Below are 25,260 nucleotides of genomic sequence, written 5' to 3' on the forward strand. Positions count from 1 at the left end.
CATTTCCAAGGCCCTTCGGGTCAGTCGTAGCCCTTGATCAGTTCCTGCATCATCTCGCGCTCTTCGCCGGTCAGGTCGGTCAGGGGCGTGCGCACCGGGCCGGTGTCGAAGCCGCGCAGGGAAACCCCTGCCTTGATCGCCGAAACCGCATAACCGGTGCACCGGTCGCGGATCTTGGTGAAGGGATAGTAGAAATCCCGCAGCATCTGTTCGCAGGTGGCATCATCGCCAGCGAGGAACGCCGCGTGGAATTTCAGGGCGGTTTTCGGCACAAAGTTGAAGACGGCAGACGAATAGGTATCCACCCCGGCGCCGCGATAGGCTTGGGCGAACAGCTCGTGCGTGGGCATGCCGCCGACATAGGCCAGACGGTCGCCGTTGTGTACGGTGATGCGCTTGACGGTATCTATGTCGCCGGTGCCATCCTTGAAGCCGATCAGGTTCGGGCAATCATCCGCCAGCCGCGCGAGCGTTTCCGCTGAGACCACCGATTGGCCGCGATTGTACACGATCACGCCCATGTTGGTCGAATGGCAGACCCGGCGGATGTGGTTTTCGATCCCTTTTTGCGGCGCGCCGATCAGGTAGTGGGGCAACAGCAGGATACCGTCGCCGCCCGCTGCCTCGATCCCCTGAGCCATGTCGATGGCCATGCGGGTGCCATAGCCGCAGCCGGCGATGATCGGGTCATTGGGCTGGGTGGCCTTTGCGGTCTTGACGACGTCGACCACTTCTTGCGGCGTCAGCGAAAACAACTCGCCGGTCCCGCCCGCGACGATCAGGCCTGCGACGGGGGTTTCGGCCAGCCATTCCAGATGCGCTGCAAAGGCCTTGTGGTTGACTTGATCCTCGGCATCGAAAGGCGTGACCGGAAAGGATAGCAGACCAGAGCGGATGATCTCTCGGAGGTCGGTTGGGGCAATCATGTGGATGTCCTTATTGGGCGTATTCAGGGGGGAACTGGGTCAGTCTTCGTGGATCGTGTCGGCGCAGAACATGCCGCCTTGGAACACCACGTCAGGGGCGTCCGGGGAGGGCTTGGCGGTGCTCGCGTCGACCTTGGCGCGAAACGACTCGGCATTGTCCTGCGGTTTCCAGCCCAGCCATGCGATGTTTGAGTTGTCCCAGAAGCTGGCGGTGTTGTCCGAGGCGCCGTAGATGATCGGGCAACCCAGTTTCGGGACGTCAAAGATGCGGGTGATCATGCCAGCGAAATCATCATAGGACATCCATGTGGACAGCATCCGGTGGTTGCGCGGCTCGGGGAAGCTGCTTCCGATGCGGACGATGGCAGTCTCTTGGCCGAATTTGTCGTGATAGGCATTGGCCACCGCTTCGCCAAAGACCTTTGATACGCCATAAAGCCCGTCGGGGCGCGGGTAGACCGTGTTGTCGATCACCTGATCCTGCTTGTAGAAACCAATGGCGTGGTTCGACGAGGCAAAGACGATGCGCGGCATCCCGTTTTTGCGCGCAGCCTCGTAAAGGTTCATCACGCCTTGGATATTGGCGTTGTTGATGACGCTCCACGGCCCCTCGGTGCTTTTGCCGCCGAAATGCACGATGCCGTCACAGTCTTTGACCAGCTCTTCGACAGCGGCAGCATCGCCAAGATCGCAGATCACGATCTCTTCGTTGGGCTTTGCTTCGCCCATCTCGGTCATGTCCGAGAGGCGCAGGGTATCTGCCAGATGGGCCAGTTTCTCGCGCATGACAGTGCCCAGCCCGCCTGCGGCGCCGGTGATCAGAAGCCGTTTCATCCTGTTTTCCTTTGGTCTTGAGTGTGTGTCAGCGCGCCGGTGGACCAGTCGCGCAGGAAGTTGATCACAGCCGCGCGCATCGGCGGCGTTTCGATATGGGTTTCGGCCTCGCAAAGCCGGGTGACAAGGTGGCCCCCGGTCGCATAGGCCCGGTGGACGCGCTCCAAGGCCGGGTCGCGGGCCTCAGGCGGGGTCAGGTGATCGCCGGTACCATGGGTGATCACCTGCGGGCGCGGGGCGATCAGGGCGGCAACATCGCCCATTTCGGCGTGGCGCAGCAGGCCGGGAACCGTCAGGAAATGCCCGTGTCGGTCATGGGTGCCCGTTTCGATCAGAGGCGCCATGTCGGCCAGCATGCACAGATGGGCACAGGCACTGATGCGTGGATCAAGCGCCGCCAGCCAATAGGCGTGGGCGGCGCCCATCGACATGCCCAGCGTCGCGATTTGCGTGCAGAAGGGCTGCGACTCAAGCCAGCTGACCGCGCCTTGCAGATCGCCCAGCATCCGCCCCATCAGCGGCTGCCCGCGCCATAGTCCAGCCTTGGCAAGCGCGCTTTCGCTGCCAGATCCCTGACGATCTCCGAACCCCGGCATATCGACACAGAGCACATTCAGGCCAAGTCCCAGCAGGTCGGGCGCATAAGGACCAGTAAGCCACCGCGCGCCCTGGATCAGTTCCCGGCGACCAAGAGTGTAGTCGCCGCCATGGGCATGGCAGTACAGCACGGTCGGTCGCGGGCTGGCCCCATCGGGACAAAGCAGCGTTGCGGTGGCGCCGTTCAATAGCCAGTCCTGCCGGATTCCCCCTGCGATGGTGGTTTCGTTGACCTGCACGCCCTCGGGCACATCGCCGGGGTCGGGCAGGGCCAGCAGCCCGCGCAAAGTGTCGCGAAGCGTGCTCATGTATAGCTCCACGAGCCGTCCGGGCGTTTCGGCAGTTTGCGTTCCCAGTGCACGTAGCGATCGGTTTTCAGGTAGTCTTCGTCGATCTCTACACCCCAGCCGGGACGATCGGGACGCAGCTCCAGATGGCCGTCCTTGGGCAGATATGGGTCCGTGATATAGGCGGCGCTTTGATCGTCTGTTTGCATGCCGTCCGAGTGATAGGCCGCACCGTGGGGCAGGCGGTATTCAAGGATCTTGAAATTCGGGCAGGCGGCCGAGAAATGCAGGTTCACGGCCGTCGCCAGCGGCCCCATCGGGTTGTGCGGCGCGACCGGGACAAAGAACGCCTCGGCCAGCGCGGCGATCTTGCGCATTTCCAGAAGCCCGCCGACCACGCAGATGTCGGGCTGGATGATATCGGCGCCGCCCGCCTGCAACAAACGCAGAAACTCGAACCGGCTGTAAAGGCTTTCACCGGTGGCCAGCGGCACGCGCAGCTTCGATTTCAGGGCGCCCCAACTTTCGAAGTTTTCGGGGCGCATTGGCTCTTCGTAGAACATCGGGTTGAACGGGGCGAGGGCATTGCCCAATTGCTCGGCCTGCCACGGTTCGAACAGCTTGGCATGGGCGTCATAGGCAAATTCATAATCCGGGCAGAGCGCGTGCAGCACCTCGACCCAATCGGCGGTGGCCTTGAGCGTCTTGCCCCAAGGCTCGGCATGGATGTCGTTGCGGTAGGGCGACATCTTGAAGGCGGTAAAGCCCCATTGCGCGTTCATCTGGTTGCAGTAGTCGCGCACTTCCTTCGGGTCGGGCGCGGTGTAAACGCCAAGATAGACCCGCACCCGGTCGCGTACGGTGCCGCCCAGCAGCTGATAGGCTGGGACGCCAAGCGCCTTGGCCGAAATGTCCCAGAGCGCATGATCAATAGCCGAGATCGCCGCAAGACCAAGGGCGCCGGGGGGGAACCGCGATTGCATCAGAAGCTTCTGTACGATGCGTTCGATGCGGCGTGGATCTTCGCCTTCGAGTTGCAGGAATAGATAGTCCAGCAAAGGCGGCAGAGCGCGATCGGGCCCATGATTATAGCACTCGCCCCAGCCGGTTATGCCCTCGTCGGTATCGATGGCCACGAGCACCCGGGGGCGATCGCGATCACATGTCATATAACTTCTCAGACCTGTTATTTTCATTTGCTAGTATCTCGGGGTTTGAGTGCGGATTTGAATATTTGGAACGCGTTAAAGCATCTATCCGGCAAAGCGACACTGAGGGATTCCCTTGATTCCCAGGCCTTTGACGGCAAACAGGTTTCCGGCGTCTGGCTGGGCGCGCCCTTCGGTCAGGCCAACACCAATCGAAGTGACGTAAAGCACATCCAGATCGGAGCCGCCGAACATCGGCTTGGTGGGTTTTTCGACCGGCATGTCCAGAGTCATCAGCAATTCGCCCTGCGGCGAGATGCGGTACAGTTGCCAGCCGGAAACGCCCGCCTGCCAGTAACATCCCTCGGCATCGACTGTGCCGCCATCGGGGCGGCCCGCGACGCTGCGGGTGTCAAAGAAGACGCGCTCAGGGCCCGGAGTGCCGGTTTCGGTGTCATAGTCGCAGGCCCAGATCGTCCGTTCGGCTGGATTGCTGTCCGAGTAGTAAAGCGTTTTGCCGTCCGGAGAAAAGCTCATTCCGTTCGTGGTGAAAATACCGTCTTTCCATTTGGTAACGGTGAAATCCGGGTCGAGACGGTAGAAGGTGCCAAGGCGCTCGGGTTCGCCGCCGTCCTTCATGGTGCCTGCCCAGAACCGGCCCTGCGCATCCGTTGCGCCGTCGTTGAAGCGGTTTTGCTCAAGGTGCGGTTCCGGGTCGGCAATCTGGCTGCGCTCACCGCTGTCCCAGTCATACAACCAAAAGCCAGTCTTGGTGGCCAGGACCATGCCGCCGTTTTCGCGCAGGGCGAGGCAGCCGACCGGTTCACCAAAGTCCCTGGACGTATTCTGTCCGCTCGTCGGGTCGAAGCGGTGGATCAGCCCGGCCGGGATGTCGACCCACCACAGCACTTGAGTCCGATCGTCCCAGACAGCACCTTCGCCCACTTTCGAATGGCTGTTTACAACGCTCTCAATTGTGATTCCGGTCATTTTTCATTGGCTCCCATGGCGTTGCGTGGCGTCCCTCGCATTCAAATCATACAGGTGGCATAACCTGTCATATTAATCTGTTGACAGCTTGGCAATCGAAATGTCACCAATACCGCCACGGACCGATCTGACAGGTCTTTAAAGGGAGGAATCTGCCATGTCATTCATGAGACGCGTGTTGCGTCCCGTTTCCGCGCTGGCCATTTGCGCTGCGCTGACGCCTATCGGGGCCTGGGCCTATGAGGAGGCGCCCGCGCTGGCCGAACAGGTCGCCGCAGGCACGTTGCCACCAGTGGACCAACGTCTGCCCGCTCAGCCCGAGGTTGTGACCCCGCTGGAGTCGGTGGGCACCTATGGCGGCAAACTGCGCCGCATGCTGGGGGGCTCGAACGACCACAACTCGATCTTGCGCGTTGTCAGCCCTCAGGGCCTGACCCGCTGGAAGCCGGATTTTTCAGGCGTTGTGCCGAACGTGGCCGAGAGCTGGGAATCGAGCGCCGATGGCAGCGAGTTCACCTTCCACCTGCGCGAGGGCATGAAGTGGTCAGACGGTGAACCGTTCACTGCCGATGACATCATGTTCTTTGTCGATGACCTGCTGAACAACAAGGAATTCTATCCCAACGCACCCGCCCGTTTCGTGGTGGGCGGCGAAACCATGCAGGCCGAGAAAATCGACGACCACACGATCAAGCTCAAGTTTGCGGCGCCTTACGGTACCTTCCTGACGGAACTCGCGACACCGTTGGCACAAGAGCCCGTGCTCTGGGCCAAGCATTACTGCATGCAATACCACCCCAAGTATAACCCCGACATTCAAGCCTTGGTCGATGCGACCGAAGCGGTCGAAGACTGGACCGGTCTGTATCGTCTGAACTGCGGCGAAGTCGAAGCGCCCAACCGCTGGTCCAACCCCGAGCGACCAACGTTGGACCCTTGGGTTGTTACCGGCGACGGTTATAGCGCCGGATCGACCAAGGTGGTGATGGAGCGTAACCCCTACTTCTGGCAGGTCGATACCGCCGGCAATCAGTTGCCCTATATCGATACGCTGGAAATGGGTGTCGCTCAGGACAACCAGGCGATGGTGCTTGAGGCGGTTGCTGGCAATATCGACATCCAGCGGCGCAAGATTTCCAACTTGGCGAACAAGCCGGTCTTTGCGGAAAACGCAGAGAAGGGTGGGTACAAGATCCTTAACATGATCAACTCGAACTCGAACGTCATGGCGATCCACTTCAACCAGACTCACAAGGATCCGGTGATGCGCGAGGTCATTCGCAACAAGGACGTGAGGATTGCGCTGAGCCTTGGCATTGACCGCGATGAGATCATCGACATCGTGTATCAGGGGCAGGGGGAGCCTTGGCAAATTGGCCCGCGTCCGGATCATGTGCTCTACAACGAACAGTTGGGCCGTCAGTACACCGAATACGATCCGGACCGTGCGAACGAACTGCTGGATGCTGCCGGTCTGGCCGAGCGGGACGCCGATGGCTACCGTCTGCTGCCCGATGGCCGCAGGTTCACCTTCAACGTCAACTACACCGGAATTGAACAGCCGGATTGGGGTGACAGCCTTGAGATCATCAAGGAGCAGTGGAAAGAAATCGGCGTTGAGCTGAATTCTTCCTCGGTCGAACGTTCGATCTACTATTCGCGCGGCGAAGCCAACGAGCATGACTTCATGGTCTGGGGCGCGCCCGGCGGACTTGATCCGACCCTCAGCCCGCGTGATGTGCTGTCTGTGCATCCGCAGGCCAGCTGGTTCTCGATCCCGTGGGTGCGTTGGTACATCTCGGGGGGCACCGAAGGAGAAGAGCCCTCGGAAGCGATGAAAAAGCGTCTGGAGCTGTACGAGGCCTATAAGGCCGAAGCCGATCAGGAAAAGGCTTTGGACATCTTCCGCCAGATCCACCAGATCGCCGCGGATGAGCTGGAAGTCATCGGTATCAGCCTTGCACCGAACCTTGTTGGCGTCGTCAACAAGAAGCTGCGCAACGTGCCTGATGCGATCCCCGCGTCGTGGATGTACCCGGATCCGGGTCCGACCCTGCCGCAGACCTACTACTACGCCGAGTGATCGGCGACGGGTGGGGGGTACCCCCCACCCAACCACAGACCTTGTCCTTTTGGGGGGAGGGCGGGCGTGCCCCCGCCGCACCGTTACGGACAAGATCGCACACTCCTCAAGACAGGCGGGCCGAGATGATCTGGCGTTATATCCTCAAGCGCATCCTTTGGATGGTGCCCTTCCTTTTTGCGGTCTCTATCGTGGCCTTCCTGTTGATCCAGGCCCCGCCCGGAGACTACCTGACCACCTACATCGCCAAACTTGGCGAAAGCAACGAAGTGCTCGATCAGGCCAGCGTTGAAAACCTGCGCGCCCGATTTGGCCTCGATAAGCCATTGTATGTTCAGTATTTCAAATGGGTGGGCAATCTGCTTCAGGGCGATTTCGGCATGTCCTTTGAATGGCGTCAGCCGGTGTCCGAACTGGTCTGGGAGCGTATGGGGCTGACCATCATGCTGTCCTTCGCCACGCTGTTGTTCACATGGGCGGTGGCCTTTCCGATCGGCGTCTATTCCGCCGTGCGCAAATATTCTGTCGGCGATTACATCGCCACGACCATCGGCTTTATCGGCCTTGCCACACCGAACTTTCTGTTGGCGCTGATCCTGATGTATATCGGGGTTGTGCATTTCGGCAGCGATGTGGGCGGGCTGTTTTCAACCGAATTTCAGGGCGAGCCGTGGTCTTATGCCAAGTTCGTCGATCTGATGAAGCACCTTTGGCTGCCGGTTGTGGTTCTGGGGACGGGTGCGACGGCCAGCCTGATCCGCATCATGCGCGCCAATCTGCTGGACGAGCTGAACAAGCCCTATGTCGACACGGCCCGCGCCAAGGGCCTGTCGGAATTCTGGCTGATCATGAAATATCCGGTGCGGGTTGCATTGAACCCCTTTGTCTCGACCATCGGCTGGGTGCTGCCCAATCTTGTGTCGGGGGCCGTCGTCACCGCAATCGTTCTCAGCTTGCCCACGGCCGGGCCGCTGATGCTTCAGGCGCTGCTGTCTCAGGACATGTATCTGGCTGGGGCGTTCGTCTTGCTTCTGTCCTCGCTGACCGTGGTGGGGATGCTGATTTCAGACATCCTTCTTGTCATTCTCGACCCGAGGGTTCGCTATGAATAACACCACAAACCCCGACGCGCTCGACAGCCCTCACGAGACGCAACTTCCGGCGGATGACCATATCCATGACGTTCCGGCGATTGAAAAGGATATTGATCCGGACCGCGTCGCCATTGCCTCTCAGTGGCAGCTGACCTGGTGGTCTTTTCGCAAACACAAACTGGCCAATATCGGCCTTTGGGTGATCGGATTTCTCTATCTTATCTCGGTCTTTGCAGAGTTCGTGGCGCCTGCGGACCCGATCAAACAGAACCGCCGCGCGGTGTTCCATCCTCCACAGATGATCCACTTTGTCGATCACACGGACGATGGGATACGCATTCGCCCCTATGTCTATGAGATGGACCGTCAACGCGATCCTGACACGCTGGCAATCACTTACACACCATCGGGCGAAAAGATCTACCTCAAGATGTTCGGACGGGGCGAAGACTACAAGTTCTGGGGTCTCTGGACGACGAACATTCATCTCTTTGCCACCGAGAAATCGCGCGACAAGTTCTTCTTGTTTGGCGCCGACCGGCTGGGCCGGGACATGTTCAGCCGGGTGATCTATGGCACGCGGATCTCCATGAGTATCGGTTTGGTGGGCGTGGCGATCGCCTTGGTGCTGGGCATCACACTGGGCGGGATGTCGGGCTATTACGGCGGTCGCGTGGATGCGGTGATCCAGCGGTTGATCGAGTTCGTCTTGTCCTTGCCGACGATCCCGATTTGGCTGGCGTTGGCGGCATCCTTGCCTCCGAGCTGGCCAATCTATCAGCAGTATTTCGTCATCACCCTGATCGTCAGCCTTGTCGGCTGGACCGAATTGGGGCGGGTGGTGCGTGGGCGCTTTCTGGCGATGAAGAACGACGATTTTGTCATTGCCGCGCGGCTTGATGGTGCCAGCGAAGCGCGGATCATCTTTCGTCACATGCTGCCTTCGCTGACCTCGCATATCATCGCCTCGCTGACCCTTGCGATCCCGCTGATGATCCTGGCGGAAACCTCGCTGTCGTTCCTTGGCCTTGGCCTGCAACCGCCCGCGATTTCATGGGGCGTGCTGCTGAAAGAAGCGCAGAACATCCTGACGATCTCGCAGGCCCCTTGGCTGTTCATTCCCGGCGGCTTTGTGGTCTTCGCGGTTCTGGCTTTCAACTTTCTCGGTGACGGGATGAGAGACGCGGCAGATCCCTATGAGCAATAATCCAGCCCCAAGTGGAGCGCATGACATGAGCGACCGCCCCATTCTGAGTGTCGAAAACCTGAACGTCGGATTTTCCCTGCGCCAAGGTGTGGTGGACGTGCTGCATGGCATCAGCTTTGATCTGCACCGCGGCAAGACCACCTGCATTGTCGGCGAAAGCGGTTCGGGCAAATCCGTGACGGCCCGCACAATCCTGAACATGGTGCCGCGCCCCGGTGTCATCAACGGCGGGCGCATCCTGTTCAATCCCGATGGTGATGGGCAAGTCTGCCTGACCGACATGGACCCGCGAGGCAAGGAAATCCGAGCCATCCGCGGCGGGCGCATCGGTATGATCTTTCAGGAACCGATGTCCTCGCTAAGCCCGGTGCACACCATCGGCAGCCAGATCGTCGAAGCCATCCGGTTGCACCGCGACGTTGATAAAAAGACTGCCCGCAAGATGGCGCGCGATGTTCTGGAACAGGTGGAGATCCCAACTCCCGACAAGGCTTTGGACCGTTATGCCTTTGAGTTTTCCGGCGGTATGCGCCAGCGGGCGATGATCGCCATGGCGCTGTCCTGCCACCCTGATGTGCTGATCGCAGACGAGCCGACAACCGCGCTTGACGTGACCACGCAGGCGGAGATCATCGACCTGATGCGCAACCTGCAGCGCGACAACGGCATGGCAATCATGTTCATCACCCATGACATGGGCGTGGTGGCCGAGATCGCCGATGAGGTGGTCGTGATGGAAAAGGGCTATGTGGTCGAACAAGGCTCGGTCGAGCAGATCTTCAACGCGCCCCAGCACCCTTATACGCAGAAACTTCTGGGCGCCGTGAAACGCCTGGATCAACCCGCCGCCGCCAAGGTGCGTCCGACGGCGGATGCGGGCGAAGTGCTGCGGGTGGATGATTTGCACCTGCATTTCGAAAAGAAAGAGGGCTTTTTCCAACGCGTCACGGATGTCACCAAGGCGGTTGACGGCGTGTCGTTCACGCTGCGGCAGGGCGAGGCCCTTGGCATCGTTGGCGAAAGCGGGTCGGGCAAGACCACAGTCGGCCGTTGCATTGCCCGCGTCTATGATCCGCAGGCGGGTCTGGTGGATTACAACGGTGAAAATCTGGTTGAAGCCACGCCCGACCGTTTGCGTGAAATCCGGCGCGAGGTTAGGATGATCTTTCAGGACCCATTCGCGTCCCTGAACCCGCGCATGACGGTAAAGCAGCTGATCGCCGAGCCATTGATCGTCAACAACATCTGCAAGGGGCAAGAGCTTGAGGATCGTGTTGCGCAACTGCTGACCGAGGTCGGCCTCGACCCTTCGATGATGGAGCGTTATCCGCACGCCTTCAGCGGCGGCCAGCGGCAAAGGATCGTGGTCGCGCGGGCGATTGCGCTCGACCCCAAGGTGATCATCGCCGATGAGCCGACAAGCGCCCTGGATGTGTCGATCCGAACGCAGGTCCTGGATCTGCTACTGAAATTGCAGGCCGAAAAAGGGCTGTCCTTCATCTTTATCAGTCACGACATGGCGGTGATCCGCTATTTCTGCGATCGGGTGGCGGTGATGTATCGCGGGCGCATCGTCGAGATTGGCGATACCGAGGACATCATCACCAACCCGCAGCATGCCTATACCAAGGCGTTGCTGTCCTCTGTGCCGATCGCTGACCCTTCGCTGCGCGGTACTCGGACGCGGCACAGATACGCGCCGGAGGCGATCTGAATGTTCGCGGAAGGCGTCGAAAAAGCGCAAGACGTGAACGCGGCTTTCGCCTCGCCTGAGGACGCAGCGCGGTATTGGGCGGTTGGCGCAAAACAGGTGCCGACCGAAACGTTCAGCTATCCCGGGAGCGCCGGGCAAGCACAAACAGCGCGGCTCTATCGCGGAGACGACGGCGCGCCGGTTTTGATCTTCATACATGGCGGCGGCTGGACCAATGGCTCGATCGCCTTAAACGATCGCGCCTGCGGGGCACTGGCGGCCGAGGCGGGCTGGAACATCCTGTCGATCTCGTACCGGTTATCGCCAAAGCATCCGTTCCCGGCCGGGCTGGATGATTGCCGCGCCGCCTTGCGCTGGCTGCGCGGGGGCGGTCTGGGCTTTACCCCGGCGCGTATCGCGATTGGCGGTGCGTCGGCTGGGGGCAATCTTGCGCTGGCTTGCGCCTTGGCCGAGGGCGGCGCGTTGGCGGCACTGCTGCTGTTCTACCCGGTCTGCGGCGATGATTTCGACACCGCCAGTTATCAGCGCTATGCCGAAGGATACGGCCTTGCCCTCGCCCGCATGCAAGAGCTGTTCTCGCTCTACGATCCGGAGATGCTGCATCGGGACAACCCCTTGCTCTACCCCCTCAAGGGCGATCTTTCCGGTCTGCCACATTGCGAGATCATCTCGGCCGAACTGGACGTTCTGGCCGATGACAGCCGCCATCTGGCCGAGCGCCTCAAGCAAACCGGTGTGTCCCACGCCCTGCATATCGAACCCGGCGTGACGCATGGGTTCATCAACCGGGGGCGCTTGATCCCCGCCGCCGACCAGTGCCTGACCCGCGCTGCGCACGCCTTGAAATCGCTTTTCGAATCGGAGCCGACATGAAAATCGAAACCGTGACCTCTCAGGTCTTCACCCATTCCTCCAACACCGTGCGCGACAGCGATGGACATGGCCATCCGGGGCCGGAAAGCCAGACCACCAGCGCGCTTTTGACCATCACCTGTGACGATGGCAGCGTCGGTCGGGTGATATGCCGCCCTGCCGAAGTGCGCGAAGAGCTGCTGGCGCGTTTTGTGCGCCCCAACCTGATTGGCAAGGACCCGCTGTGCACAGAGGCGCTTTGGTATGCCGTCTATAAATGGCAGCGCCTGTCCGGCGCGCAGCTTTCCGATCGCACGCTGACGGCGGTGGATCTGGCGCTGTGGGACCTCAAGGGCAAGATCTGCGGCCAGCCGGTTTGGAAACTGCTGGGCGGCGCGCGGCCCAAGATCCTGGCCTATGGCAGCACCATGTGCGGCGACGATCTGGAAAACGGCCTTGCCACGCCCGACGATTATGCCCGCTTTGCCGAATGGATGGTCAATGAACGTGGCTACAAGGCGGTAAAGCTGCACGGCTGGATGCCGCCGATGCCCGGCGCGCCGGACGTCAAGAAAGACGCGCGTGCCTGCGCCGCCGTGCGCGAGGCGGTCGGCCCGGATGTGCCCTTGATGCTGGACCCGCATCATTTCTACAGCCGCACCGATACCCTGTGGTTGGCCAACCGTCTGGCGGAACTGGATTTCCGCTGGATGGAAGAGCCGATGGAAGAGGCCAGCATATCGTCCTACAAGTGGCTGCGCGAGGGCACCGGGCTGAACATCCTCGGCCCGGAGACCATGACCGGCAAACACTGGATTCGCGGCGAATACGTCAAGGCCGACGCGATTGATCTGGTGCGCGCGGGCGTCTGGGATGTCGGCGGCATCACCCCGTCGATGAAATGCGCCAACATGGCCGAAAGCTTTCACATCAGCTGCGAGATGCACGGCACCGGGGCGGGCAACCTTTCGGTCGCGTTGGCAATCCACAATACCAGTTTCTATGAACGCGGGTTGCTGCACCCCTTCATCGACTATGACAAACCGAAGGAATACCAAAACCGGATCGACGACGAGATGGACGGCGATGGCTATGTGCATGGCCGCGAAGAGCCGGGGCTCGGGCAGGATCTGAATCTCGACTACATCGAAGCCCATACTGTCTAGGCAAAACCATGCGCGTTTTCGCTTTCCACTTTCTCAGATACCCGGGGGCGCGATGTGTGCGCCACCAAAGGAGCCTACATGCCTGACCTGCGCATTGCCGATGTCCGGATTACCCCGATCGCCTTTTACGACCCGCCTTTGTTGAACAACGCGGGCTGCCATCAGCCATTTGCGCTGCGATCCATCATCGAGGTCGAAACCGAAGATGGCGTGATCGGGCTTGGCGAAAGCTATGGCACGCGCAAGCTGATCGACGCGGTCGAAACGCTTGCGCCCAATCTGCGCGGGATCGAGGTCACCGACCTGAATGCGCTTTGGGCATGGGCCAAGGGATCGGTCGTGGGGAACCTGCGCGGGTATATGGGCCAGGAGGCATTGTTGCCCCGCGTGGTCGCCGCCATCGAGGTGGCGATGTGGGACGCGCTTGGCAAGTCGCTGAACCTGCGGGTCTGTGACCTGCTGGGCGGGCAGGTGCGGGACCGCGTGCCGTTCTCGGCCTATCTGTTCTACAAGTTCGCGGGTCATGCCGGGCAACAGCCCGATGACTGGGGCGAGGTTCTGACCCCCGAACAACTGGTCGGCGAGGCGGGGCGTTTTATCGAGACTTACGGTTTTGACGCGATCAAGCTGAAAGCCGGGATTCTGGAGCCCGAGGCCGAGATTGCCGGGCTTGAGGCGCTGCGCGCAGCCTTTCCGGATGCGCCCTTGCGGATCGATCCCAATGGCGGCTGGACAGTGGAAACCACGCTGAAGCTTCTGCCTCGGCTGGAAGGTCTAATTGAGTATCTTGAAGATCCGACCGTGGGGATCGACGACAACGCGCGGGTTGCCGCAGCGACCGACATTCCGCTGGCGACCAATATGTATGTGGTGGCCGACGGCCATCTGCCGCCGAACATGGCGCAGGATGCCTTTCAGGTGATCCTGAGCGATCACCATTACTGGGGCGGCTTGAAGGCCAGCCGCGACCTTGGCCGGATCTGCGAGATCTGGGGGCTGGGTCTGTCGATGCACTCCAATTCCCATATGGGGATCAGCTTGGCGGCGATGACCCATCTGGCCGCCGCGACGCCGAACCTGACCTATGATTGCGACACCCATTACCCGTGGCAGACCGACGAGGTGATCGAAGGCGGTAAGCTGAAGATCGAAGGTGGCACCTTGGCCGTGCCCGAGGGGCCGGGGCTGGGCGTGACGCTGGACCGCGTTGAACTTGAGCGCCTGCACCAGAACTATCTGGAGTGCGGCTATACCCACCGCGACGATGAAACCGAGATGCGCAAGCATTGGCCGGACTGGCGCTTTCAGCGGCCGAAGTTTTAAGGACGACAGATGACGCAAACTCCGCGTGTGATCCGGGTTCATCCCAATGACAACGTGGCCATCGTGGTCAATGATGGCGGCCTGCCTGCCGGGGCGGAGCCCAATGGCGTCGTTCTGCTTGAACGGGTGCCTCAGGGCCACAAGGTTAGCCTGACCGATCTGGCCCGGGGCGATGAAATCCGGCGCTATGACGTTGTGATCGGGATTGCCGCGCAGGATTTGCCTGCGGGGGCGTGGGTGAACGAGCACAACACCGATCTGCCGCCCGCGCCTGAGCTGGATTCCTTGCCCTTGGCCACGATCAAACCTGCGCCAGGCACCCCGTTCGAGGCGACATTTCAGGGCTATCGCAATGCCGATGGCAGCGTCGGAACGCGCAACCTGCTGGCGGTGACAACGACGGTGCAATGCGTCGCTGGCGTTGTTGAACACGCGGTGCGCCGTATCCGAGAAGAGCTGTTGCCCAAGTATCCAAACGTCGATGGCATTGTCCCGCTGGAACATATCTATGGCTGCGGCGTGGCGATTGATGCGGTCGATGCGGCAATCCCCATCCGCACGCTGTCCAATATCTCGAAGAACCCCAACTTTGGCGGGCGGGCTTTGGTTGTGTCGCTGGGGTGCGAGAAACTTCAGCCTGCGCGCCTGATGATGCCCGAAGCCGCCTTGGTGACGTTGCAAGAGCAAGACGGCTTTGTACCGATGATCGATACGATCATGGCCGAGGCCGAAATACTCCTGGACGCCCTGAACAAACGCCAGCGCGAGACCTGCCCAGCCTCGGATCTGGTGGTGGGGATGCAATGCGGTGGCTCGGATGCCTTTTCCGGGGTCACGGCCAATCCGGCGCTTGGGGCGGCGGCGGATCTGATCGTGCGGGCAGGCGGCACGGTGATGTTTTCCGAGAACACCGAGGTGCGCGACGGCATCGCTCAGCTGACATCGCGCGCGGCGAGCAAAGAGGTTGCGCGGGACATCATCCGCGAGCTGAGCTGGTATGACGATTACCTCGCCCGTGGCGGCGTAGACCGGGCGGCGAACACCACACCGGGCAACAAGGCAGGCGGCCTGTCGAACATCGTCGAAAAAGCCATGGGCAGCATCGTCAAAAGCGGCTCAAGCCCGATCATGGCGGTGGTGCCGCCAGGGGAACGGGCGCGGAGCAAGGGGCTGCTCTATTGCGCGACACCGGCCAGCGATTTTATCTGCGGCACGCTGCAACTTGCGGCCGGGGCCACGGTGCATATTTTTACCACCGGGCGCGGCACGCCTTATAATCTGGCGGCCCTGCCGACGCTCAAGGTGGCCACCCGCAGCGATCTGGCGCGGCGTTGGCACGACCTGATGGACATCGACGCAGGCCCGATTGTCACCGGAGAGGTCACGATCGAAGAAATGGGTCAGCAAGTGTTCCAACACATCCTGCGCACCGCCAGCGGTCAGGCCACCTGCGCCGAGGCATTGGGGCTGTACAATTCGCTGGCTCTGTTCAATCCCGCGCCGGTGACGTAGACGCAACAAACCCGCAAGAGGGAGCAAAGTGGACGTGAAGGCACAAAGTGGATCATTGGTCGGCAGCACCACCGAGGCGCTGTCTGCACGCATTCTTGGCGGCGAATTCCCTCTTGGTGCCCGATTGCCGTCCGAAGCGCGCCTTTGTGAGGAATACGGCGTCAGCCGCACGGTGGTGCGCGAGGCCGTCGCCTCGCTCCGCGCCGATGGTCTGGTCGAGCCGCGCCGCGGCGCCGGGGTCTTTGTGGTCAAGGACAAGCTGGACAGCGGATTGCCCTTCCGCAATGTCGATTATGACCGGATTTCCTCGGTGATCGAGGTCTTGGAGCTGCGCACGGCGATAGAAGTGGAAAGCGCGCGGATCGCGGCCACGCGCCGCTCGGCCGCGCAGATCGAGATCATCGTCGATGCGGTCGCTGCGGTGCGCAATCGCATGGAGGAGGGGCAGGGCACGTCAGAGGCGGATTTCGCCTTTCATCTGGCCATCGCGGAGGCAACCGGCAACCCGCGTTTTGCCGAAGTCCTGACCATGCTTGGCTCTGCCGCTATTCCGCGCCACGCCTTGCGCAAAGGCGAAGGGTCCCAGATGACCGAGAGCTATATGGCGCTGATCGATTCCGAGCACCGCCGCATCGTGGATGCGATCCTCGATCAGGACGTGCAGGCGGCGGGGGATGCCATGCGCCAGCATCTGGAAGGTGCGCAGAAGCGCTATCGTAAATTGTTGCGCACCTCCTGAGCGCTGGACAGTAGCGGGTGCTTGGGCCACACCGCGGGGGCAATGCCTTCAGGAGATCGTCATGCAGCCAGCCGCCCGTGTGCAAACCGCAATCGAGATATTGGACCGCATCGCGGCGGGTGAGCCTGCCGAACGCGCCTTGACCAACTGGGCGCGCGGGGCGCGGTACGCGGGCTCCAAGGATCGTGCCGCAGTGCGGGACCATGTCTTTGACGTTCTGCGCTGCTGGCGCTCCTCTGCGGTTCTGGGGGGCGGCGAAACCGGGCGCGCGCGGATGCTGGGCCATCTGCGGGCAACCGGGCAGGACATCGACGCGCTGTTTGTCGGCGGCGGCTATGGACCTGCGCCAATTGGCGCTGATGATGCGCCGGGACGCACGCCCGAAGCGGTCGAGGCATGGGATCTGCCCGACTGGCTGGCGGACCGCTTCACGCAAAGTCTTGGCGACAAGGCCGAACAGGTCGCGCAGGTCTTGCGCCACCGGGCCGACGTGTTCCTGCGGGTCAACACCTTGAAAACCGACATTGCCGGGGCACTGGCTGCGCTCGCTCAAGACGGGATCGAGGCCGAACCACATGATCTGTCACCCGCCGCCTTGCGCGTGACCAAAGGCGCGCGGGCCGTTGCCCGAGGCAAGGCCTATGGCGATGGTCTGGTCGAACTGCAGGACGCCGCCAGTCAAGCCGTGGTCGATCTGCTGCCGCTGCAACCGGGCATGCGGGTGCTGGACTACTGTGCGGGCGGCGGCGGCAAGACTTTGGCCATGGGGGCACAGCTTAACGGCGGCCCACTCGAAGCCCATGATGCCGACCCGCGCCGGATGTCTGACCTGCCCATTCGCGCCGAACGGGCTGGCGTTGAGGTCATGCAAATAGAGCGGCCCAAGGGGGCTTATGATCTTGTTCTTGCCGACGCCCCCTGTTCGGGCAGCGGAGCTTGGCGGCGCTCTCCGGAAGGCAAATGGCGGCTGACGCCCGATGCCTTGGACGCGCTTTGCGCCGTGCAATCAGAGATCCTTGAAACCTGCGCGCCTCTGGTCGCGCCAAAGGGCACATTGGCCTATGCCACCTGTTCGGTTCTGCGCGACGAGAACGACGCCCAGATCGAACGATTTATCCAGAACAACCCGGAATGGCAGATTGTGATGTCTCGGCAACTGACACCGGACGAGGGAGGCGATGGCTTTTTCATGGCTTGCATGGCAAGGCGCGGTAGCTAATGGTTCAACTTATGGGTGTGCGATGACACGGTTAACCAACGCTTAATGCTAAAGCGTGTTTAATCGCGACCAAGAATCAATCTTGGAGATTTTGAATTGGCTGCGACAGCGCAACATCAAACTTCGCAAGGCATTGGCCTGGCATTTCGCTACGGTGCATTCGCTATGTTGATGATGGCTGTAGCGGCCTTTGTTGCGTCAATTTTCGTACCCGCAGGCGTGGTGCGCACGGCTTTGCTCGCGGCAACCGGTGCGATGGGCAGCATGGGGATCGGCTGGCTTGCCATTCGGACAACTTCGGATTGGCTATTGAAGCGAAAGACCGACATTCTGATCGATCTGGTGGAAGGCGAGCCGTCTTATTGCTTTGTCACTGATGGCGACGGTCGTTTGCTGGCGGCGAACAAGACCGCGCGCAACCGGTTTTCCGCGGAGAATGGCGTATCGCTCGCCGTGATCCTGCGCGAGGTTTTCGCCAGCGCCGAAGGGGTATTGTTTCGCCTGCAGAACAGAGCCGAAAACGAAGGCTCCGCAGTCGAAGAGATCACCAGCCACGCCGAGGGGTTTCGCGTCTACGCCCGGGTTTTCCCGGGGCCAGTGGTGTTTTGGCGGATGGAGCCGAACGCGGCGCAAAACGGGGCAGCGCGCGGTAGCCATGCTGTCCTGACATTGGGTCGCAATGGAGCAATTCTGTACATGAACGCGCGGGCGCGGGCTTTGGCCGGCAAGCGGGTCAAGCGGATAGAGGAAATCATCGAAGACATGCCGTTGCGTGCGGGCGGCGTTCATCAGGTGAAAACTCCTGACGGGCTCAGCAAGATGCTGTTGCAAAGCGCGGAAATCGGCGCTGGCCGCGTTGAGCTCAGCTTGATGGAAGTGGCCGAAACGACTTCCGGAGCGGATGGGCTCGAGGGCACCGGAGGCTTTGACAACCTTCCGGTGCCGCTGATCAAAGTTGCCCCGGACGGCACCATTTTGCGGGCCAACCCCGAAGCGCAGCGCATGCTCGCGATTGAGAGCAGGAACGCAGGCAATCTGGCGGAACATATGGTCGGCCTTGGGCGCGCTCTGACCGACTGGCTGCAAGAGGCGGCCGAGGGACGAGGTCTTCACAGGTCAGAGTTTCTGCGGCTAACCCGCGAAGATCAGGAGATTTTTGTACAGGTGACGCTCAAGCGTGTGACCGAAAATGGTGAGCCGACCCTGGTGGCGATCCTCAACGACGCAACCGAGTTGAAGACGCTGGAAGCGCAGTTCGTTCAAAGCCAGAAAATGCAGGCCATCGGCCAATTGGCAGGTGGCGTTGCGCATGACTTCAACAACTTGCTGACAGCAATTTCCGGTCATTGTGACCTTATGCTGCTGCGCCACGATCAAGGCGACCCGGACTACAGCGATCTTGTGCAGATCAACCAGAACGCCAACCGAGCGGCTTCGCTTGTGGGGCAATTGTTGGCCTTTTCGCGCAAGCAGACCATGCGCCGCGAAGTCTTGGACCTGCGCGATACGCTCTCGGATCTGACACATCTCTTGAACCGGCTGGTCGGAGAGAAAGTCTCGCTCACGCTCAAGCACGATCCGGTTCTGCCGCCGGTCCGCGGGGATAAGCGGCAGTTGGAGCAGGTGATCGTCAATCTTGTGGTCAACGCCCGCGATGCCATGCCCGAAGGCGGCGAAATCGTCGTCGAGACCGAGCGCCGCGTCTTGCGCGAGTCGCTTGAACGTGACCGCGCCGTGGTGGAACCGGGCACCTATGTCTCAGTCCGGATCACCGATCAGGGGACCGGCATTCCCAAAGACAAGCTGCAAAAGGTCTTTGAACCCTTCTTCACGACGAAGCGTCCCGGCGAAGGCACCGGACTGGGGCTGTCCACCGTTTATGGTATCGTCAAGCAGACCGGCGGGTTCATCTTTGTCGACAGCGCCGTGGGGCAGGGCACCTGCTTCACCCTTTTGCTGCCCGCCTATGAGGCCACCACCGAAGCCCAACCCGCCAAAACCGAACCCGAGGCGCGCAAGCTGCCTGAAAAGGGGTCGGGCGTTGTGCTCTTGGTTGAGGATGAAGCACCGGTGCGGGCCTTTGCCGCTCGCGCATTGCGCCTGCGCGGCTACACCGTGATCGAGGCTGAAACCGCCGAAGAGGCGCTCAGCACCCTCGAAGATGAGGCGCTGGCCGTAGATATCTTTGTGACCGATGTGGTCATGCCCGGCATGGATGGTCCCAGCTGGGTACGCGAGGCGCGCAAGGTGCGGCCCGATGTGCGCGTGGTCTTTGTGTCTGGTTATGCTGAAGACGCCTTTGGCGAAGGCCACGAGGAAATCCCGAATTCCGTGTTCCTGCCAAAACCATTCTCGCTGACCGATCTGACGGAAACGGTGCATCAGCAGCTGAATTGATGACTTGGGGCCGAAAGGTGGAATGCCCGGCAGCTTAGGGTGCTATTGCGCCCGATCCCAAACATCGAAATCGGAAGCGCATTTTCGGCGCAGCTTTTCTTCCGTCGCGGCGGACAGTTCCAAATCGCGGCGGGGCGAGACGTTTTCGCGCGGCAGATCGATCGTTGTTTCCAGACGCGCCTCCATGAAGGCGATCAGATTGGCCTGATTCTCATATTTGAAAAGGTGGGTGACTGACACACCGTTCGGGCGGGGTTCAATGAACTTCGACTGTGCGCCGACATTGGCGAAAGGTGGTCTGTCGCCGCTCGCGTAGGCTTGGCAAAACTCATCAAAACTGATGCCACGGGTCGAGGTGGGTTTGCCTTCGAGAAATCCGCGCTGGCGGTAGCGATACCACGAGCCCAGCCAGCTGACCGGTTCGCGGACCACCGCCAGAATATCCATATGTTCCGCGCCCATGCGTTCAAACATCGGGCGGAAGAAACGGTTATAACGATAGACCGGCGCATGTTTCAGCTCCGGCGGATTCAACACGGAAATCGACGCATGTGGCAACAAAGCCTGCTCCCAAGCCGAGGTTCCGGTTTTGGGAACCGCAAGAAAGACCAAGCGCTGCTTCCAGAAAACCAGCATTTTCAATCCCTTTTGCGTGAACCTGATTTTATCAATCTTCTCTTAACGATCCTGCGGCAAGCTGAGAAGAGAAAGATTTAACTTGAATTGTTCTCGTTTTGATCTCATACGTGTGAGAACAAGGCAAGAACAAATGCAGCGATTGCCGCCGGTGATGGCGTGTGAAATAAGGACGGAAGTGATGGCAACGGCAGACCTCCTGACAATGGACAATAAGCGCAACGCGGATAAACAAAAGGCGCTCGACAGCGCCTTGGCCCAGATCGAACGTCAGTTCGGCAAAGGCTCAATCATGAAACTTGGCGCAGACAACGCCATGCGCGATATCGAGTCGACCTCGACCGGATCGCTGGGGTTGGATATTGCCCTTGGTATTGGCGGGCTGCCCAAGGGGCGGATCATCGAAATCTACGGGCCGGAAAGCTCGGGCAAGACCACTCTGACTCTGCACGCAATCGCGGAAGAGCAGAAAAAGGGCGGCGTTTGTGCCTTTGTGGACGCGGAACATGCGCTTGACCCGCAGTACGCCAAGAAGTTGGGCGTGGATCTGGACGAGCTGCTGATTTCGCAGCCCGACACCGGTGAGCAGGCGCTTGAGATCACCGATACCTTGGTGCGCTCGGGGGCAGTGAACCTTGTGGTGGTCGATTCGGTTGCGGCCCTGACGCCGAAGTCCGAACTAGAAGGCGACATGGGCGACAGCAGCGTTGGCGTGCATGCCCGCCTGATGAGCCAGGCCATGCGCAAGCTGACCGGCTCGATCAGTCGGACCAACTGCATGGTGATCTTCATCAACCAGATCCGGATGAAAATCGGCGTCATGTTCGGCTCGCCCGAAACGACGACGGGCGGCAATGCGCTGAAGTTCTACAGTTCGGTGCGTTTGGATATTCGCCGAATTGGCGCGATCAAGGACCGCGACGAGGTTGTCGGCAACGCGACCCGTGTGAAAGTGGTCAAGAACAAGGTCGCGGCTCCCTTCAAGCAGGTGGAATTTGACATCATGTATGGCGAAGGTATCTCGAAGACCGGGGAATTGATCGATCTGGGCGTGAAGGCCGGCGTGGTCGAAAAATCCGGTGCATGGTATTCCTACGGCGATGAACGGATCGGTCAGGGGCGTGAGAACGTCAAGAATTTCCTCAAGGAGAACACCCGGATTGCGCTGGAGATCGAGGACAAGATCCGCGCCGCGCATGGCTTGGAGTTTGATATGTCGGACGACGACGGTTCTTCGGATGTGACCGAGGATTGACCTTCGCCGCAAAGCGAAAACAAAGGGGCGTGCGGGAAACCGGGCGCCCTTTTTGGTTATGCGCCGCCTTTGGCGCCGCCCAGGGTAGGGAGCCTGCCCCCTCTTGGCCTGCGGCCAATTCACCCCCGAGGTATTTTCGGCCCAAAGAAACCGCGTCGGGTGTCTGTGCACAATGCGCGCGCTTATGGACACTGCGGGTCCACGAGGATACATCTGCGAGCAACACTTTTGCCCGAAAAGAGGCCCCCGATCATGGCAAGTCTGAACGACATCCGCTCGACCTTTCTGAACTACTTTGAAAAGCAGGGGCACCAGATTGTCCCGTCCAGTCCGCTTGTGCCGCGCAATGACCCGACGCTGATGTTTGTCAACTCGGGGATGGTGCAGTTCAAGAACCTGTTTACCGGGGTCGAGACCCGCGATTACCAGCGCGCAACCACGGCGCAGAAATGTGTGCGAGCGGGTGGCAAGCACAACGATCTGGACAATGTCGGTTATACGGCGCGGCACCATACGTTCTTTGAAATGCTGGGGAATTTCTCCTTTGGCGATTACTTCAAGGATGACGCGATCCCCTTCGCCTGGGAGCTGGTGACGAAGGAATTCGGGCTCGATCCGTCGCGGCTGTACACCACGGTGTATCATACGGACGATGAGGCCTTTGAGATCTGGAAGAAGGTCGGCGTTCCCGAGGACCGGATCATTCGGATCGCCACATCGGACAATTTCTGGCAGATGGGACCGACGGGGCCTTGTGGGCCGTGTACCGAGATTTTCTACGATCACGGCGATCGCATCTGGGGCGGTCCTCCGGGAAGCCCCGAGGAAGACGGTGACCGGTTCATCGAGATCTGGAACGTGGTTTTCATGCAGAACGAGCAGTTCGAGGACGGCTCTATGAAGGCGCTCGATATGCAGTCGATCGACACCGGCATGGGGCTGGAACGGATTGGCGCGCTGCTACAGGGCAGTCATGACAACTATGACACTGATACGATGCGCGCCCTGATCGAGGCCAGTGCCCATGCCACCAGCGCCGATCCCGATGGGCCGGGCAAGATGCACCACCGGGTGATCGCGGATCACCTGCGTTCGACCTCGTTCCTGATTGCCGATGGCGTTATGCCGTCGAACGATGGGCGCGGTTATGTGTTGCGGCGGATCATGCGCCGCGCGATGCGGCATGCCCATTTGCTTGGCGCGCAGGACCCGGTGATGCACAAGCTAGTGCCCGCCTTGGTGCGGCAGATGGGGGCGGCCTATCCCGAACTGGGGCAGGCGCAGTCGCTGATCCAAGAGACGCTGGAAAACGAAGAAAAGCGCTTCAAGCAGACTTTGGACCGGGGTTTGAAGCTGCTGGATGACGAATTGTCCGGGTTGTCGGACGATGCGCCCTTGCCCGGTGCTGCGGCGTTCAAGCTGTACGACACCTATGGATTCCCGCTGGACTTGACGCAGGACGCATTGCGCGAAAAAGGCCGTTCGGTGGACACCGATGGCTTTGACGCGGCCATGGCCGAGCAGAAGGCCAAGGCACGTGCTGCCTGGTCGGGCTCGGGTGAAGCGGCGGATCTGGCGATCTGGTTTGATATTGCCGAAACTCACGGTGCGACCGATTTCCTTGGCTATGACACCGAGGTTGCCGAAGGGCAGGTGCTGGCACTGGTCAAGGATGGCGCCACCGTTGACACGTTGAAGTCCGGTGAGAGCGGCTGGGTCGTGCTGAACCAGACGCCGTTTTATGGCGAGAGCGGTGGTCAAGTGGGCGATCGCGGTTGGCTGCGCCGCCTTGAGAATGAGGACGAAAGCGCGACGGTGACCGACACCCAGAAGATGGGTGGCGGCAAGGTCTTTGCCCATAACGTGACGGTCGACGCAGGCATGATCAAGATGGGCGACGCGCTGCAGCTTGAGGTTGACCATGGGCGGCGCAGTGCCATTCGGGCCAACCACTCGGCCACGCACCTGCTACACGAGGCGCTGCGCGAGGCGCTTGGCGATCACGTGGCGCAGCGTGGCTCGCTCAATGCGCCGGATCGCCTGCGGTTCGATTTCAGCCACGGCAAGGCGCTGACGGCGGCTGAGATGAAGCAGGTTGAAAAGGATGTGAACGCCTTTATCCGCCAGAACTCGACCGTTTCCACCCGGATCATGACGCCGGATGATGCCCGTGCCATCGGCGCGCAGGCGCTGTTCGGTGAAAAATACGGTGACGAGGTTCGCGTGGTTTCGATGGGCATTCAGAGCGGCTCCGGTAAGGGGACGGACGGCCAGACCTATTCACTGGAGCTTTGCGGCGGCACGCATGTGCGCCAGACTGGCGATATCGGCGCCTTTGTGGCGCTTGGCGACAGTGCCTCCAGCGCCGGGGTGCGCCGGATCGAGGCGCTGACCGGTGAGGCGGCTTTGGCCTATCTGTCCGAACAGGATGAGCGGCTGTCCGAGGTTGCGGGTGTGTTGAAAGCGCAGGCCTCCGAAGTGCCCGCGCGCGTCAAGGCGCTGCTCGACGAGCGAAAAAAGCTGGAAAACGAAGTCGCCAATCTGCGACGCGAACTGGCCATGGCCGGTGGCGGCGGTCAGGTTGCGGGCGGCGAGACTCGCGAGATCAACGGGGTCAAGTTCATTGCGCAGGTGCTGAGCGGTGTGACGGGCAAAGATCTGCCTCCGCTGATTGACGAGCACAAGACCCGGATCGGGTCGGGCGCGGTGCTGCTGATCGCGGATGCGGGCGGCAAGGCGGCTGTTGCGGCGGGGGTCACGGACGATCTCAAGGGCAATTTGTCTGCGGTTGATCTGGTCAAGGCGGCGGTCGTCGAACTGGGCGGCAAGGGCGGCGGTGGCCGTCCGGATATGGCGCAGGGCGGTGGTCAGGATGTTAGCAACGCTGATGCTGCGATCAAAGCCGCCGAAGCGGTGATTGCTGGATAAGGCTTTGCGGCCCCGGAACAGCTCCGGGGCGCGACATATATTGGAAGGGCGTTGAAATGGCAGGACTTTGGATCGCACATGTGACCGTCACGGACGAGGAAGCCTATGGCAAATACGCCAAGCTTGCCGGTCCGGCGATCGCCGATCACGGCGGTGAGTTTCTGGCCCGGGGTGGCCGCTTTGTGCAACTTGAGGGCAAGGAACGGCCCCGCAACGTGGTGGCGCGCTTTCCGTCGCTCGAAAAAGCGGTCGAATGCTACAATTCCGATGCCTACCAAGAGGCGCTGAGCCATGCCCGCGGCGCGTCTGAGCGCGAGTTGATGGTTGTCGAGATCCCGGACTGAGGTGATCGC

At 60.8% G+C, this 25,260-nt stretch carries 20 protein-coding genes; 14 read left to right on the forward strand and 6 right to left on the reverse strand.

Features of this window, described 5'->3' with window-relative positions; genetic code table 11:
• Positions 1–20 precede the first annotated feature (20 nt).
• The 5 genes from ACOYQJ_RS02095 to ACOYQJ_RS02115 form a co-directional block, all read right to left on the reverse strand.
• Positions 21–923, reverse strand: a complete 903-nt coding sequence (locus ACOYQJ_RS02095) for a 5-dehydro-4-deoxyglucarate dehydratase (RefSeq protein ID WP_422904443.1) — start codon at positions 921–923, stop codon at positions 21–23.
• A 42-nt stretch (positions 924–965) separates the two neighbouring features.
• A complete protein-coding gene (locus ACOYQJ_RS02100) occupies positions 966–1,760 on the reverse strand; it encodes an NAD-dependent epimerase/dehydratase family protein (protein ID WP_422904337.1) in 795 nt (264 codons plus the stop codon).
• Positions 1,757–2,665: an alpha/beta hydrolase gene (locus tag ACOYQJ_RS02105; protein WP_422904338.1), complete on the reverse strand. Its 909-nt coding sequence runs from the start codon at positions 2,663–2,665 to the stop codon at positions 1,757–1,759. Before ACOYQJ_RS02105 ends, ACOYQJ_RS02100 begins: the two co-directional genes overlap by 4 nt.
• Entirely contained in the window at positions 2,662–3,813 is a 1,152-nt protein-coding gene (locus tag ACOYQJ_RS02110; protein WP_422904339.1) for a mandelate racemase/muconate lactonizing enzyme family protein, read from the reverse strand. The genes ACOYQJ_RS02105 and ACOYQJ_RS02110 overlap by 4 nt, the downstream gene beginning before the upstream one ends.
• Before the next feature lie 84 nt (positions 3,814–3,897).
• A complete protein-coding gene (locus ACOYQJ_RS02115; RefSeq protein WP_422904340.1) occupies positions 3,898–4,782 on the reverse strand; it encodes an SMP-30/gluconolactonase/LRE family protein in 885 nt (294 codons plus the stop codon).
• Positions 4,783–4,939: 157 nt separating this feature from the next.
• Here ACOYQJ_RS02115 and ACOYQJ_RS02120 point away from each other — a divergent pair, with 157 nt between their 5' ends.
• From ACOYQJ_RS02120 to ACOYQJ_RS02170, 11 genes are all read left to right on the forward strand, one after another.
• A complete protein-coding gene (locus ACOYQJ_RS02120; protein ID WP_422904341.1) occupies positions 4,940–6,865 on the forward strand; it encodes an ABC transporter substrate-binding protein in 1,926 nt (641 codons plus the stop codon).
• Positions 6,866–6,990: 125 nt separating this feature from the next.
• The gene (locus ACOYQJ_RS02125; RefSeq protein WP_422904342.1) at positions 6,991–7,977 is read left to right on the forward strand and encodes an ABC transporter permease; all 987 of its coding nucleotides are present in this window, start codon (positions 6,991–6,993) and stop codon (positions 7,975–7,977) included.
• Complete coding sequence (locus ACOYQJ_RS02130) at positions 7,970–9,166, forward strand: ABC transporter permease (protein ID WP_422904343.1); 1,197 nt, start codon at positions 7,970–7,972, stop codon at positions 9,164–9,166. The genes ACOYQJ_RS02125 and ACOYQJ_RS02130 overlap by 8 nt, the downstream gene beginning before the upstream one ends.
• A gap of 25 nt (positions 9,167–9,191) precedes the next feature.
• On the forward strand, positions 9,192–10,880 hold the full coding sequence (locus tag ACOYQJ_RS02135) for an ABC transporter ATP-binding protein (RefSeq protein ID WP_422904344.1): 1,689 nt from the start codon (positions 9,192–9,194) through the stop codon (positions 10,878–10,880).
• Positions 10,881–11,753 carry an alpha/beta hydrolase gene (locus tag ACOYQJ_RS02140; protein ID WP_422904345.1) on the forward strand — a complete coding sequence of 291 codons (873 nt, stop codon included), beginning with the start codon at positions 10,881–10,883 and terminating at the stop codon, positions 11,751–11,753.
• Complete coding sequence (locus tag ACOYQJ_RS02145) at positions 11,750–12,898, forward strand: enolase C-terminal domain-like protein (protein ID WP_422904346.1); 1,149 nt, start codon at positions 11,750–11,752, stop codon at positions 12,896–12,898. The genes ACOYQJ_RS02140 and ACOYQJ_RS02145 overlap by 4 nt, the downstream gene beginning before the upstream one ends.
• Positions 12,899–12,976: 78 nt before the next feature.
• The gene (locus tag ACOYQJ_RS02150; protein WP_422904347.1) at positions 12,977–14,221 is read left to right on the forward strand and encodes an enolase C-terminal domain-like protein; all 1,245 of its coding nucleotides are present in this window, start codon (positions 12,977–12,979) and stop codon (positions 14,219–14,221) included.
• A 9-nt stretch (positions 14,222–14,230) separates the two neighbouring features.
• Positions 14,231–15,733 carry a galactarate dehydratase gene (gene garD, locus ACOYQJ_RS02155; RefSeq protein ID WP_422904348.1) on the forward strand — a complete coding sequence of 501 codons (1,503 nt, stop codon included), beginning with the start codon at positions 14,231–14,233 and terminating at the stop codon, positions 15,731–15,733.
• A gap of 28 nt (positions 15,734–15,761) precedes the next feature.
• Complete coding sequence (locus ACOYQJ_RS02160) at positions 15,762–16,472, forward strand: FadR/GntR family transcriptional regulator (protein WP_422904349.1); 711 nt, start codon at positions 15,762–15,764, stop codon at positions 16,470–16,472.
• A gap of 61 nt (positions 16,473–16,533) precedes the next feature.
• The gene (locus ACOYQJ_RS02165) at positions 16,534–17,691 is read left to right on the forward strand and encodes an RsmB/NOP family class I SAM-dependent RNA methyltransferase (protein WP_422904350.1); all 1,158 of its coding nucleotides are present in this window, start codon (positions 16,534–16,536) and stop codon (positions 17,689–17,691) included.
• Positions 17,692–17,856: 165 nt separating this feature from the next.
• Entirely contained in the window at positions 17,857–20,088 is a 2,232-nt protein-coding gene (locus ACOYQJ_RS02170; protein ID WP_422904351.1) for a hybrid sensor histidine kinase/response regulator, read from the forward strand.
• Between the two features lie 42 nt (positions 20,089–20,130).
• Here ACOYQJ_RS02170 and ACOYQJ_RS02175 read toward each other — a convergent pair whose 3' ends face one another.
• A complete protein-coding gene (locus tag ACOYQJ_RS02175) occupies positions 20,131–20,724 on the reverse strand; it encodes a sulfotransferase family protein (RefSeq protein WP_422904352.1) in 594 nt (197 codons plus the stop codon).
• Positions 20,725–20,905: 181 nt separating this feature from the next.
• Here ACOYQJ_RS02175 and recA point away from each other — a divergent pair, with 181 nt between their 5' ends.
• The 3 genes from recA to ACOYQJ_RS02190 all read left to right on the forward strand — a co-directional run bounded on the left by recA (position 20,906) and on the right by ACOYQJ_RS02190 (position 25,251).
• On the forward strand, positions 20,906–21,979 hold the full coding sequence (gene recA, locus ACOYQJ_RS02180; RefSeq protein ID WP_422904353.1) for a recombinase RecA: 1,074 nt from the start codon (positions 20,906–20,908) through the stop codon (positions 21,977–21,979).
• Between the two features lie 252 nt (positions 21,980–22,231).
• Complete coding sequence (gene alaS / locus ACOYQJ_RS02185) at positions 22,232–24,907, forward strand: alanine--tRNA ligase (protein WP_422904354.1); 2,676 nt, start codon at positions 22,232–22,234, stop codon at positions 24,905–24,907.
• A 56-nt stretch (positions 24,908–24,963) separates the two neighbouring features.
• Positions 24,964–25,251, forward strand: a complete 288-nt coding sequence (locus ACOYQJ_RS02190) for a DUF1330 domain-containing protein (RefSeq protein ID WP_422904355.1) — start codon at positions 24,964–24,966, stop codon at positions 25,249–25,251.
• The last annotated feature ends 9 nt before the right edge of the window (positions 25,252–25,260 follow it).

This window comes from Pacificoceanicola algae, assembly GCF_049341065.1.
GTDB lineage: Bacteria > Pseudomonadota > Alphaproteobacteria > Rhodobacterales > Rhodobacteraceae > Pacificoceanicola.